This is a genomic window from Kineosporia babensis (assembly GCF_021129305.1).
Lineage (GTDB): Bacteria > Actinomycetota > Actinomycetes > Actinomycetales > Kineosporiaceae > Kineosporia > Kineosporia babensis.
Genome location: NZ_JAJOMB010000025.1, coordinates 40,889 through 53,301 on the forward strand (window position 1 = coordinate 40,889; position 12,413 = coordinate 53,301).

General features: G+C 69.2%; 12 protein-coding genes. 5 read left to right on the forward strand and 7 right to left on the reverse strand.

Annotated features, from left to right (window positions below; translation table 11 throughout):
* Positions 1-4 precede the first annotated feature (4 nt).
* From LR394_RS33650 to LR394_RS33660, 3 genes are all read right to left on the reverse strand, one after another.
* On the reverse strand, positions 5-934 hold the full coding sequence (locus tag LR394_RS33650) for a hypothetical protein (protein WP_231448671.1): 930 nt from the start codon (positions 932-934) through the stop codon (positions 5-7).
* A complete protein-coding gene (locus LR394_RS33655; RefSeq protein ID WP_231448672.1) occupies positions 931-1,491 on the reverse strand; it encodes a DUF6932 family protein in 561 nt (186 codons plus the stop codon). Before LR394_RS33655 ends, LR394_RS33650 begins: the two co-directional genes overlap by 4 nt.
* A 122-nt stretch (positions 1,492-1,613) precedes the next feature.
* Entirely contained in the window at positions 1,614-3,134 is a 1,521-nt protein-coding gene (locus tag LR394_RS33660; RefSeq protein WP_231448673.1) for an MFS transporter, read from the reverse strand.
* Positions 3,135-3,252: 118 nt separating this feature from the next.
* Here LR394_RS33660 and LR394_RS33665 point away from each other — a divergent pair, with 118 nt between their 5' ends.
* Positions 3,253-4,254: an Lrp/AsnC family transcriptional regulator gene (locus LR394_RS33665; protein WP_231448674.1), complete on the forward strand. Its 1,002-nt coding sequence runs from the start codon at positions 3,253-3,255 to the stop codon at positions 4,252-4,254.
* A gap of 44 nt (positions 4,255-4,298) precedes the next feature.
* Here the strand turns inward: LR394_RS33665 and LR394_RS33670 are convergent, their stop codons facing one another.
* Together LR394_RS33670 and LR394_RS33675 are read right to left on the reverse strand one after the other, a co-directional pair.
* Entirely contained in the window at positions 4,299-5,741 is a 1,443-nt protein-coding gene (locus LR394_RS33670) for a DHA2 family efflux MFS transporter permease subunit (protein ID WP_231448675.1), read from the reverse strand.
* Between the two features lie 55 nt (positions 5,742-5,796).
* The gene (locus LR394_RS33675; protein ID WP_231448676.1) at positions 5,797-6,873 is read right to left on the reverse strand and encodes a 3-hydroxyisobutyryl-CoA hydrolase; all 1,077 of its coding nucleotides are present in this window, start codon (positions 6,871-6,873) and stop codon (positions 5,797-5,799) included.
* 163 nt (positions 6,874-7,036) lie between these two features.
* Between LR394_RS33675 and LR394_RS33680 the strand changes: the two genes are divergently transcribed.
* From LR394_RS33680 to LR394_RS33695, 4 genes are all read left to right on the forward strand, one after another.
* The gene (locus LR394_RS33680; RefSeq protein ID WP_231448677.1) at positions 7,037-7,999 is read left to right on the forward strand and encodes an aldo/keto reductase; all 963 of its coding nucleotides are present in this window, start codon (positions 7,037-7,039) and stop codon (positions 7,997-7,999) included.
* A 225-nt stretch (positions 8,000-8,224) separates the two neighbouring features.
* Positions 8,225-8,857 carry a hypothetical protein gene (locus LR394_RS33685; protein ID WP_231448678.1) on the forward strand — a complete coding sequence of 211 codons (633 nt, stop codon included), beginning with the start codon at positions 8,225-8,227 and terminating at the stop codon, positions 8,855-8,857.
* Positions 8,858-9,063: 206 nt separating this feature from the next.
* Entirely contained in the window at positions 9,064-9,696 is a 633-nt protein-coding gene (locus tag LR394_RS33690) for a TNT domain-containing protein (RefSeq protein WP_231448679.1), read from the forward strand.
* Positions 9,697-9,789: 93 nt separating this feature from the next.
* Positions 9,790-10,245, forward strand: coding sequence for a GNAT family N-acetyltransferase (locus LR394_RS33695; protein WP_269330235.1), 456 nt, complete (start codon positions 9,790-9,792; stop codon positions 10,243-10,245).
* A gap of 57 nt (positions 10,246-10,302) precedes the next feature.
* On the opposite strand, the gene LR394_RS43380 is transcribed toward LR394_RS33695, so the two are convergent.
* Positions 10,303-11,562, reverse strand: coding sequence for a DUF1996 domain-containing protein (locus tag LR394_RS43380; protein WP_231448681.1), 1,260 nt, complete (start codon positions 11,560-11,562; stop codon positions 10,303-10,305).
* Positions 11,563-11,776: 214 nt separating this feature from the next.
* Positions 11,777-12,406: a response regulator gene (locus LR394_RS33705; RefSeq protein ID WP_231448682.1), complete on the reverse strand. Its 630-nt coding sequence runs from the start codon at positions 12,404-12,406 to the stop codon at positions 11,777-11,779.
* Positions 12,407-12,413 lie beyond the last annotated feature (7 nt).

Consider the following 12,413-nt stretch of genomic DNA (forward strand, 5'->3'; position numbering starts at 1 on the left):
TGGTTCAGCGGTCGGCGCTGCTCAATTCGATGTGGAGGAGGTCATAGCTGGTGGTCTCGCGCCCGGTGGAGACACTCCGGCGCACTTGCGCTCGCACCGTGACCCTGACTCTCTGATCGTAGAAGTCCTGCAGTTTCTGCGGATGCCCAGGGCTCGTCCGAAGTGAGACCTTCTCGCCGTCGTCCAGAAGTATGGCAGCGGGATCGACAGAACTGACGGTGACGAGGATGCCTTCCAGGGTTTCCTCGCTCACGTCGATGGCGTTGCTCTTGATGATTTCCTTGAGGAAAGCGGCGGATCGTCGGTCGAGAGAAGCGAACTTGCGGTGTTGTGTTCCCGGGCCGAGAGTCAACTCCATCGAGATGTCGTCAGCAACGATGAGATCCGACAGCGACTGAAGGTGTTTGGCGGCCCGTGGGCCCGCCCCGCGAATCTGCCGCGCGATCTCTTGTTCGCCTAGCGAGTCGTTGGCGACTTCATTGAGAATGCGCAGCAGTTCGGCGAGAGATTCGGCCAGCAGAGAAGGTTCGGATCCCGATTCGTCCGTACTCTCGGCTGAAGGCTCGGCCAAGAGGGTGAAGACCACTGAACCGGGCGTCGTCACGGGGGTCATCTGCAGTTCGGTAGCGCTGCGGATCTCACGGGAGATCTGCCCGAACAAAGTTGCTTGACCGGACCGGGCCGCCCCGATGGAACTGATGACTTCCTGCAGTGTGCTCAGGGCGGAGGCAGCAGTCTTGACTGCTACCCGGTTGCGCTGGACAGCGGCACCGGCCAGGCGCATCTGCAAGGTCTTGCCCTGCTGAAGGGCGGACATCTCGGCCAGGGTGGCTGTGTTGATGTCGGCTGCGGTGACAACAGAAGCCTCGTCGGTCTGCTCACCGTCCATCAAGGTCTGCCAGAGCTGCTCCGGGGAGGAAGAATCGCCTGTCACCAGTTCACCTCCAGGTAGCCGCGGACCGGGTCTGAGCTCTCGATAGTAGGTGCATCGTCCTTGTCTGGACCACGGCGACTCCGCTGCCACCAGTCGTCCCAGGCACCGCGCAGGGCGAAGGCGGACTGGAACTCCGGGTCGATTCCGCCGGCCCGCCAGGGCTGGGGGATCCGTTGCCGCACGAACATGAACGCATCGACGCGAAGACCGAGTTTCTTGCGCAGTTGCTGGCTCTTACCGAACTCAAGCACCTTACGCTTCTTGTTGTTGCTGCCGAGTTCATCGAAGGCCGATTCGCGGATGATGAACAGCGAGTCCAGGTCATCGGGGTCCACCTTGGCCGTGGTGAAACTACCGCCAATCCAGTTGGCTTCGACCAAGGCAGGATGAAGCTGATCCAGCATCGTTTTCGCCGAGCGGAAGTCTGCGAGGCATTGTGCCCGGGTCGACGAGGTCGAGAAGGGCGGGCTGAGAACGAACGTCTGCTCAAGCTCTTCGATGGTGCAGGAATGACGGCCCAGGGGGAGGAACCCTGCCGGCGACAGAGTCGGGATCATTGGGAGAGAGTCGCAGAAAAAATGGAAAGAATGCGATTCTGGACCATGGAATACCGCTCTGGAATTGGGGGCCCGGTGACCCGGGAAAAGGTCACCGGGCACCCGGTCGATCGGTGAAGTGGTCAGTGCGCTGCGCCCGCCGCCTCGGCAGCGGGCTGGGCGTGCGGGTCTTCGGCCGGGGCCTTGCGCAGTAGGTAGAAGGTGATGCCGGAGCCGATGATCCCGACCAGGCCGGCCACGATGAAGGCGCCGTGCAGTCCGTTGGCGAAGGCTTCGTGGATCGCGGTCTCGAGTTGGGCGTGGAAGGCGGGCGGGGAGGCCTGGATCACGGCCTGGGTCTGTCCGCCGGAGACGGCCGAGGCGATGCTGTCGGCGGAGGGGACGCCGTTGGCGGCGAGGGTGTCGGCGGCGCGGGAGGTGAAGACTGAGCCGAGGATGGCCACGCCGAACGCGGTGCCCAGTTGCCGGGAGGTGTTGAGCACCCCGGAGGCCATGCCGCTGCGCTGGAGCGGGACGGCGGACAGGGCGGCTGAGGTCAGGGGTGGGGCGGCCAGGCCGACGCCGAGGCCGACGACCATCAGGCCGGCCAGGAGCGCGGTCCAGGTGGAGCCGGGCTTGACCAGGAGCATGAGCAGGCTGCCGCAGCCGATCAGGAACAGGCCGGCGCCGATCGGGCGGGAGGCCGGGATGCCGTGCAGCCGGCTGCTCAGGGCGCCGCTGACGGTGAACGCGACCAGGGACAGCGGCAGCAGGGCCAGTCCGGCCTTGAGCGGGCTGAGGCCGGCGACGGACTGCAGCCAGATCGAGATCAGCACGCTGGAGCCGAACGCGGCCGAGGAGAGCACGGCGGCGGCCAGGACGGCGCCGGTGAAGACCGGGCTGCGCAGCAGGCCGAGGTCGATCAGGGGGTGCTCGGTGCGGCGCTGGATGAGCACGAACCCGGCCAGGGCCACGAGCCCGAGCACGGCGCAGGTCACGGGGGTGCGGGCGCTCCAGCCTTCGGATCCGGCCTCGATGATGGCGTAGGTGATCAGCCCGGCCGCGGCGGTGAAGGTGATCATCCCGGGGACGTCGAGGCGCACGCGGCGGCGGGCGCCGTCGGTGAACAGGATGAGCGACAGGGCGATGGCGAGGGCGGAGATGGGCAGGTTGACCCAGAACGCCCAGCGCCAGGACAGCAGTTCGGTCAGGACGCCGCCGATCACCGAGCCCAGGCCGGCGGCGGCGCCGCTGACCGCGCCCCACAGGCCGAAGGCGGTGCCCCGGTCACGGCCGGTGTAGGAGACGTTGATCAGGGCGACGGTGGTGGCGAACATGGCGGCGCCGCCGACGCCCTGCAGGGCGCGGGCGATGATCAGGACGTTGATGTCCTGGGCCAGGCCGCAGGCCACCGAGGCGATGGCGAAGATGCTCAGGCCGGCCACGTAGACCCGGCGCCGGCCGATCGCGTCGGCCAGGCCCCCGGCGCCGAGCAGCAGCGCGGCCAGGCTGAGGGCGTAGATGTCGATCACCCACTGGACCTGGCTGAAGCTCGCGTCCAGGTCGCGGGTGACGTGGGGCAGGGCGACATTCACGATGGTGATGTCGATGAGCAGCATGAAGGTGCCCAGGCAGACCGCCAGCAGCGGGGTCCACTTCCGCATGGTGTTTTCTCCCGGCAAGGTTCGGTGGTGACGCTGATCAGGATCGGCACTCGCGGCGCTAAAGCGCAGGTGCTCGGCGTCAGGTGTCTAGAATCCTCCGTCGAAGGGCGGTGTGGCGATGGAAATCCTCACGACGGACGGGCTGGATCACCGGTTGCTGCACGCGCTGCGGCTGGATCCGCGGATTCCGTTCGCCCGCATCGCCCAGCTGACCGGGGCCTCGGAGCAGACCGTGGCGCGCCGGTTCCGGCGACTGCGCGAGCACGGCGTGGTGCGGGTGGTCGGCCTGGTCGACCCGTACGCCACCGGGCAGGGCACCTGGATGGTGCGGATCCGCTCACGCCCTGATGCTGCCGGGGCCCTGGCCGATGCACTGGCCCAGCGGCCCGATGTCAGCTGGGTCACGCTGACCTCCGGGGGTACGGAGATTCTCTGTTCCGTGCTGTCCGCCGAAGGCAGCGGGCAGGAGATGCTGCTCCGTCGGCTCCCGCACACCAAGGAGGTCATCGACTTCACCGCGCAGATGGTGCTGCACCGTTTCGACGAGCGGCTGGGCTCGCTGAGCGACCTGACCGAGCTGGACGACGAGCAGGTGGCCCACATCGCCAGCAAGACGCTGACCCGTCGCGAGGACGCTGCCGCGGCCGTGATCGGGCCCCAGGACAAGGCGTTGCTGGCGGAGCTGCACGCGGACGGGCGGGCGCCGGTGTCGCGTCTGGCGCAGGTGACGGGCTGGAGCCCGGCCCGGGTGCAGCGGCGGGTGGAGGAACTGGTGCACGCCGGGGCCTTCTACTTCGACGCCGAGATGGCGGTGGAGTCCCTGGGCCTGAGCACGCACGCCACGCTGTGGCTGACCGTACCCCCGGCCCATCTGGAACGGGTGGGCCGGGAACTGGCCCAGCACAAGGAGATCGCGTACGTGGCGGCGATCAGCGGCGACCGTTCGCTGATGGGTACGGCCGTCACCAAGGACCCCGAGCACCTCTACCGGTACGTGTCCCGGCGGCTGGGCGAGATCCCCGGCATCCAGCAGCTGGAGATCTCGCCCATCCTGCGCCGCCTGAAGCAGAACAGTTCCTTCATGCGGGAGGGCCGCCTGTACGCCCCGCCGGCGACCTGAAGGGCTTCGAACCAGAGGACGGGGTGGCCGGGTGGCGCTCGCCGTCAGGCGGTTGCGTGGGTGTCGGGGGACGTAGGGGCCGGGGTGGCCGGTGTTCTGGTCGCCTGGAGTGCTTCGTCGTTGCGGATGGTCTGGGCGAAGCCGAGCGCGAGCAGCGCGAAGGCTGCTGCTACCCCGAAGGCGACCCGGTACGCGTCCACGTTCGGTTCCCCGGTGCTGGTGGTGGTGCCGACGGTGATCATGCTGGTGGTCAGGAAGGCCACGCCCGCTGCGCCGCCGATCTGGCGGATGGTGTTGAACAGGGTGGAGGCCTGGCCGGTCTGGGCGGGGGAGATGGTGGCGAAGGCGACGGCCTGGCTGGTGACGAACACGTGGGACATGGCGAAGCCGAGGGTGACCATGTAGAGCCGGGCCAGCCACAGGCTGGAGCCGGTGCCGAGGGTGGCCAGCAGGGCGCAGCTGAGCATGACGCCGGTGAGGCCGAGGCTGACGGTCAGGCGGGGGCCCAGGCGCGGGAAGACGAACCGGCTGGCCACCTGGGCGCCGAGCATCACGCCGATCGCCTCGGGGAACACCGACAGGCCGGCCTCCAGCGGGTCCATGCCGCGGCCGTCCTGGAAGTACAGGGAGATCGCGTACAGGGTGCCGAGGAAGGCCATGGATGCGCAGATGGTGACCAGGCTGGCCGAGCGCAGGAGCCGGTTGCCCATCAGCCGGACGGCGACCATCGGCTGGGCGGTGCGGCTCTCGACGGTGACGGCGATGATCAGGACGGCCAGGCCGCCGATCAGCGTGGCCAGGATCTCGGGGGAGCTCCAGCCGCGTTTGGGGCCTTCGGAGACGCCGAACATGAAGGTGGCCAGGCCGAGCCCGCACAGGACGAAGCCGGGCAGGTCGAAGCGGCCGGCGTTCTCGCGGGGTGCCTCCCTGAGGAAGATCAGGCCGAAGGCGATGGCGGCCACGCCCAGGGGGATGTTGACCCAGAACACCCAGGGCCAGGAGTAGTGCGTGACCAGGAGCCCGCCCAGGACCGGGCCGAGGGCGGGGGCCAGGGCGGTGGGGATGGTCAGGATCGAGGAGGCCCGCACCCGTTCGTGGGGTGGGAAGGTGCGAAAGAGCATGGCCATGCCGACCGGGGCGAGCATGCCGCCGCCCACGCCCTGCAGGATCCGGAACGCGACGAGCTGGCCGAGGGTGTCGGCCATCCCGCACAGCGCGGAGGCGAGGGTGAACACGGCGATGGCCACGAGCATCACGCGGCGGGCGCCGAACTTGTCGCCCAGCCATCCGGAGGCGGGGATGAACACGGCCAGGCTGACCATGTAGGCGATGGCCACGCTGTCGATCGCGGTGGAGGTGGTGCCGAAGTCGCGGGCCATCTGCGGCAGGGCGACGTTCACGATGGTGGCGTCGAGGATGTTCATGAACATCGCCGAGACGAAGACGACGCTGACAGCTATTTTCTGGTTGATCTGCACGCGGGGCATACCGGGGCGGGTCCGTTCCGGGGGTTAGTTCTTCAAGGAAACTGAACCCGCATTGTCACCCGAAGGTCAGGTCGCCGCCGGGGGCAGGGGTGAACGCATGCGTCACCACGGCCGCGTCCACGTCGCGCACGTGGGCGGGGTTCCAGCGCGGTTTGCGGTCCTTGTCGATCACCTGGGCGCGGATGCCCTCACGGACGTCCTGCCGTTCGAGGCTGTGCGACATCACCTGGTAGTCCTGGATCAGGCTCTGGCGCAGGTCCTCGTGGCCGGCGGTGCGGCGGATCGCGGTCAGGGTGATCTGCAGGGCGGTGGGGCAGCGGGTGAGCAGGACCTCGGCGGTGGCGGCGGCGTTCGGGTGCGGGTCCTGCTGCAGGCGTTCGATGATCGCGGCCACGTCGTCGCCGGTGTAGCAGCGCTCGATCCACTCCCGGTCGCCGTCCAGCGTCCCGGCCTCGGGGGCGGTGGCGTGCTCGGCCAGGATGTCCTGGGCGTGCTGCCAGGAGGTGGCGGCGGCCAGTTCGGTGAAGACCTCGAAGGGCGTATGGACGTCGGCCAGGCCCAGGTGGATGGCATCGGCTGGTCCTACGGGCAGTCCGGTCAGGGCGAGGTGGGTGCCGAGCTCGCCGTGGCCGGGCCGCGACAGCAGCCACAGGCCGCCGACGTCGGGGACCAGCCCGATGATCGTCTCGGGCATCGCCATGAGGGTGCTGCCGGTGACCACCCGCGGTGAGGCGTGGCAGCCGAGGCCGACACCGCCGCCGAAGGTGACGCCGTGCAGCAGGGACAGGACCGGTTTCGGGTAGGCGGACAGCTGCTCGTTCATCCGGTACTCGTCCCACCACAGGGCCCGGGCGCCGGCCCCGCCGTCGGACAGCGCCGAGATGGACACGGCCTTGATGTCGCCGCCGGCGCAGAAGCCGCGGGGGCCTTCCGCGTCGATGATCACGCACTCGATCGTCTGGTCGCCGGCCCAGGCGCTCAGGGCGGCGCTGATCGTGGTGATCATGGCGTGGGTGAGCGCGTTGATCGAGGAGGCCCGGGTCAGGGTGATCCGCCCGGCGCGGTCCTGGCGGCTCAGGCGCACGTGATCGGTGGAGGTGGGGGCAGCCGGCATCATCGTTGATTCAGACATTGCCGCGAACCTACCGCTACCGGCTGTGCGCGCCAGCATCGGCGAGGTGCTGCTGATCACGGATGGCCTGCTGTTCTTCTGCTGGTTTCCTGGTGAACCACGCGTGGTGCGCCCGTCGCCGCGCTGGCCCCTCAGGGTCCGTGGATGAGGGAAGATCGGCGCCATGACCTCATCCACGCGCCGGATCGGGCTCGGGCTGGCGGCGGCGGGCCGCCCGGCCTACATCACCCCGGCCCGCTCGGCCGATCTCGGGGGTGAGCGGGACGTGGACCGGTTGCGCTCGCTCAGTCATGACCTGCTCGACGCCGCGTACGCGGGCGGGGTGCGTTACGTCGACGTGGCCCGTTCCTACGGGCGGGCCGAGGAGTTCCTGGCCGGATGGCTGCAGGCCCGGCCCGAGATCGAGGACGTGGTGGTCGGCTCCAAATGGGGCTACCGGTATGTGGGTGACTGGCTTCTGGACGCGCACGTGCACGAGGTCAAGGACCATTCGCTGACCGCGTTCACCGAGCAGTACCGGATCAGCCGGGACCTGCTGGGCCCGAAACTGGCCATCTACCACATTCACTCGCTGACGCCGGACTCCCCGGCGCTCGCGGACAAGGGTCTGCACCGGGCACTGGCGGGGGTACGGGCCTCGGGCTGCCGCGTGGGCTTTTCCACCTCCGGTCCGCAGCAGGGGGAGGTGATCCGCCGGGCGCTGGAGGTCGAGGTGGACGGCCTGCCGTTGTTCACGTCGGTGCAGACGACCTGGAACGTGCTGGAGCCCTCGGCGGGCCCGGCTCTGGCCGAGGCGGCCGCCAGTGGGGTGACGGTGGTGGTGAAGGAGGTCGTGGCCAACGGCCGGCTGACCCCGGCCGATCACGACCTGGCGCCGGGCGCGGTGGCGGCGCGGGCGCTGGCGGCTGATCGGGGGGTGAGCGTGGATCAGGTGGCGATCGCGGCGGCGCTGGCCCAGCCGTGGGCCTGGCGGGTGCTGTCCGGGGCGGTGTCCGCGGCGCAGGTGGAGTCGAATCTGGCCGCGGCGCAGGTGAAGCTGAACGCGGTGGAGGTGAACCGGCTGACGGCGATGGCCCAGCCGCCGCAGGAGTACTGGGCGCAGCGTTCGGCCCGCGCCTGGACCTGAGTGCGCCGGGCCGACCGCGATGAGATCCGGGCCGGCCGGGGGTCGTATCTCCCGACGGGGATGCGCATGTGCTGAGAGGGCTGTGATGACGCAGATGACGCACACGAACCAGGCCAAGGCCTCAGGACGTCGCGGCCGCATACAGGGTCAAGCAGGCGACGCACCGGGGAGCGGCGTTGCGAGTCGTGCAAGCGGGTCCTGGCCGGAGTGGTCCACTTGATCGCCGTGCTGCGGGGGAACAGGATCACCGCGGCCGCGGCCACCCCGATCAGCTCGGCCGGGCCGCCGATGGGCGGTGAGGCGGATGCCACCGGCTGCGAGTTGGGTGACCGCGACCGGGGCCGGCCCGGATCCAGTCAGATGCGCCTGATCGCCGCCCTGTGTGCTCTCGGCGGTTTGGCTCATCTGGCACCTGACCTGCTGACTCGGGTCTTGACCGCGCGCAGCCTGCTGATCGACGCCGGTGGGGCTGCTTTCGCATCGTCGGCCGGGCAGCACGGCTGGTTCTTCACCGTCATGGCGCTGGTCTGCCTGATCTGTGCCGCTCATCTGGTGTGGTCGCGCTCGCAGCGGGCGCTGGCCATGACCGTGGTGATGGAGGCGGTGATGCTGTCGGCCCATTTGGCTTACTTGCTGGCCGTGGCGCCGTCCTTCTCCCCGGACGGGCGCGCTGCGGGGCACAGCCATCTGAACCCAGGTGACCCGGTGGTGACGTCCGGCGTGCCCGCTGCTGCAACCCACGAGTCCCACGCGTCGCCCGGGCCGTACCTGCTGCTGCCGGTGGGGGCCGAACTGGTGGTGCTGGTGGTGGGCGTGCCCGCGTTGCGTCGCGAGCGGTTGGCCGCACACCGTCCCTAGTTTTGAAGGCTCTGAGACCGCTCCGGCGCGAGGTGCCGGGTACCAGCGGGTTCGGCGGCTAGGGTCGCGCGCGGATCATGGGGGAGGCCGGTTGCGTCCGGCCCAGTTCGTGGGGGTAGATCGAATTGCAGCTCAGTCATGCCTTTTTCCGTCGGCTCCGCGGCAGTGCGCTGGGGGTGGCGGCTGCCGGACTTGCTCTGGGGTCGGTGCTTACCCCGGCTGCTCCGGCTCAGGCGGCCGCCTCGGGCGTCGTTCAGGTCGCCGCGACGACTCAGGTTGCGCGGGTGGCGGTCACGACGTGCTCGGCGGATTTCTCGGAAGGGGACTCGCGTCTGGGCCCGAAGACTCTGCCGAACTCGGGCACGGTCGGCTGGGAGTTGAAGGGGTACAAGCGCACGGGGTCCCTGGCGACGGCCGAGTTCCTGGCGAAGTATTACGACAGTACGGCCAAGAGCTGGATCTACCCGCCGCAGAACGGGTATCAGCTGCGTGAGGACGGTACGCCGATCACCTGGCGTAAGAAGCTGAAGGTGGGGCGGGAGCTGGATCGCTTCGGGAGTGAGTACGGGGGTTTCCTGAGCCCGGCCGGTACCCCCTATGCCGAGCGTGCCATCCCGCCCTCGAACCTGGCGGGGACGCCGGCGGAGGCGTGCAACTACAAGCGCTATCGGGTGGTCAAGGAGTTCGACGTCTCGGCGGGGCCGATCGCGTCGTGGTTCGAGCAGCGGGGTGACGGGTGGCAGTACCAGCTGACGGGGGCGTACGTGAGCGGGGCGCCGGGTCTGCTGAATGTGCTGTGGCTGGTCGAGAACGGCTATCTGGAGCGCGTCACGTCCTGAGCCCGCGCCGCCGCCCGGGCCGGAGAATTGGACGAATTCTGGCAATGACCGGAGGTCCGGGCGGTGTCTGGGAAGATGAACCACGTGGCAGAACTGGTGATCTCCCTGGACGACCTTTCCGATCCGCAGGTCGTGGCCCTGTTGGAGGGGCACGTGGCGCAGATGCGGGAGGTCTCGCCGCCGGAGAGCGTGCACGCGCTGGACGTGGAGGCGTTGCGGGCGCCGGAGATCACGTTCTGGGCTGCGCGTGAGGGTGACGTCGTGGTCGGGTGCGTGGCGCTGAAGCGGCTGGATGCTACGCATGTGGAGCTGAAGTCGATGCGCACGCTGCCGGCCCGGTTGCGTCAGGGGATCGCCGGGCAGTTGCTGCGGCACGCGGTGCACGAGGCCCGGGAGGCCGGGTACCAGCAGGTCAGCCTGGAGACCGGCAGTGAGGACTTCTTCGAGCCGGCCCGCACGCTGTACGCGCGGTACGGGTTTCTGCCGGCGGAGCCGTTCAACGGGTACACCGACGACCCGAACAGCACGTACTTCACGCTGAAGCTGTGAACCGCAGATCAGCCCTGACCTAGCTCGGTCAGGGCTGATCTGCGGTGCGGTGGGGTGTTACCGGGCGAGCTCGTAGTTCTCGTTCAGGGCCGCGCCGCGCTCGGGCTTGTACTGGTCGAAGCCGCGCGGGTCGCACTGCAGGCCGCCGTTGATGCAGTGCTTGACCAGGGCCTTGAGGGTGGGCTCGTCCCAGCCGTTGAAGAAGTCGTAGTGCCAGCTCCAGTCGGTGCCGCTGGAGAGCCTGACCTGGGACATGTCACCGGAGACGTTGAAGCCCATCTTGATCTCGACCATCGGCACGGCCACCGGGTGGTCGCCGGGGCAGACCCGCCGGTTGTCCTGGGTGACCGGGTAAGCCATGTGACTCTTGTGGTCGGCGGAGTCCAGGTTGACGCCGTCCCAGCAGCTGGGCGCCTGCATCCGGATGTTCAGGTAGGAGCCCGGCGCGCAGTCCTCGGGGATCTCCCAGTTGTTGGCGCTGTTGCCGCACTCCCAGCCCTCGACGGTGCCGGGGTGGTTGCGGAACTCGTCCTTGGTCTGGTTCGGGCTGCCGACCACGAACCGCAGGCCCTGCGGGAACGCGCGCACGGTGCGGAAGTCGCTGATCCCGGACTTGTAGTAGATCGTCTGCTTGTACTCGTTGGTGACGACCTTCTCGCCGTTGAGCACGGTGGGGTGCCAGTAGGCGGACTGATCGCCCGGGGTGATGCAGCTGGTCTTCTCGGCGCCCTTGAGCGAGCCGGTGGTGCTGGCCGCGTCGGTGTCGGAGGAGCCCATGAAGGTGTGGTTGTGCGAGGCGCCGGCCATGCCCGGGTAGACGATCGGGTCGTCGTCGGCGAAGTGGCTCATGAAGCAGTTGGCCTGGAACTCGCGGTGGGTGACCTGGTCCGGGCCGGGGTTGAAGGCCATGTCCGGCGCGATGCCCTGCACCGCCGGGTTCACGGTGATCGACTCGCCGGCGTCGAGGTTGGGGTTGAACCCGGGGACGGCGGCCATGCCGGGCATCTGCAGGCTGTCGGTGCCGCCGGTGGTCGCGGCCGGGGTGGGGGTGTTCTCCGGCTGCGGGGTTTCCTTCTTCTCCGGGTACTTCTTCTCGGCCGGGTTCTGGCCGTCCTTGGTGTTCTCCATGTCCGTGCGCTCGCCGGTACCGCTGGTGTGGTGTGCGCCGGGCTCGGCCGTTTCAGGGGTGGCGGAGGCGTGGTGTCCGGCGCTGGTCTTCTCGGAGCTGAACGCGGGGACCCCGGTGGAGACGGCGACCAGGACTCCGGCGAGCGCGAGACCGACCGCGCCGCCGGCCACCGTATAGCGTCGTTTCACTGTTGAGGGGTTCCCTTCGGGACGTTCCACCCGGCTCGGTCCGGCTCGGTGATGCGAGGTGGATGCCGGTGGATGTCTGACGTTGCGACGTCCCGAAGTCTGTCGGTGGCCCGGCTGTGGGCTCGCCGGTCAGGGGTCCCGGTTGGTTCCCGTCAAGGGCCCAGGTCTCTGGGCCTGTCCTTCGTTCTGCGGCCGGTTGTCCAGACGGCGCAGGTCAGACGCGGCCCTGCCAGCGGGCGACGGCCTGGGTGCGGTGGCGGACCTCGAGCTTGGCGTAGACGTGGTTGAGGTGGTTCTTGACCGTCTTCTCGGACAGCACCAGCTGGGCGGCGATCTCGGCGTTGGTCAGGCCCTGGACCAGCAGGTCCATCAGTTCGCGCTCGCGGCGGGTGAGGTCGAAGCGGATCCGGGCGGCGGACTCGCGTTCGGCGCGGTCGCGCAGCTGGCGGACGGCGACGGCGGCGGCGACGGGGGCCAGCCAGCCTTCGCCGGCGTGTACGGCGCGGACGGCCTGCAGGACGTCGTCGCGGGCCAGGCTGTTGTGGGACAGGAAGCCGCTGGCGCCCTGGGCGAGGGCGGCGGTGATGACGTCGGTGCTGTCGTCGGAGGTCAGCAGGATGACGCGGGTGAGGTCGGCCAGGCGGGACAGGACGCCCAGGCCGTCGGCGACGGGCATCCGGTAGTCCAGGAGGGTGACGTCGGGGCGGTGCTGGCCGACGACGTCCAGGGCGGCGATGCCGTCGGCGGCCTCGGCGACCACGGGCAGGCCGCCGAGTTCGAGCATGGCGCGCAGGCCGGCGCGCACCATCGGGTTGTCGTCGATGATCGCGACCCTGATCGTCATGGCCGGA

Excerpts from the sequence above, each read along its gene's own strand:
- LR394_RS33655 (WP_231448672.1), bottom strand. The coding sequence starts at position 1,491 with ATGATCCCGACTCTGTCGCCGGCAGGGTTCCTCCCCCTGGGCCGTCAT.
- LR394_RS33660 (WP_231448673.1), bottom strand. The coding sequence starts at position 3,134 with ATGCGGAAGTGGACCCCGCTGCTGGCGGTCTGCCTGGGCACCTTCATG.
- LR394_RS33665 (WP_231448674.1), top strand. The coding sequence starts at position 3,253 with ATGGAAATCCTCACGACGGACGGGCTGGATCACCGGTTGCTGCACGCG.
- LR394_RS33670 (WP_231448675.1), bottom strand. The coding sequence starts at position 5,741 with ATGCCCCGCGTGCAGATCAACCAGAAAATAGCTGTCAGCGTCGTCTTC.
- LR394_RS33675 (WP_231448676.1), bottom strand. The coding sequence starts at position 6,873 with ATGTCTGAATCAACGATGATGCCGGCTGCCCCCACCTCCACCGATCAC.
- LR394_RS33680 (WP_231448677.1), top strand. The coding sequence starts at position 7,037 with ATGACCTCATCCACGCGCCGGATCGGGCTCGGGCTGGCGGCGGCGGGC.
- LR394_RS33705 (WP_231448682.1), bottom strand. The coding sequence starts at position 12,406 with ATGACGATCAGGGTCGCGATCATCGACGACAACCCGATGGTGCGCGCC.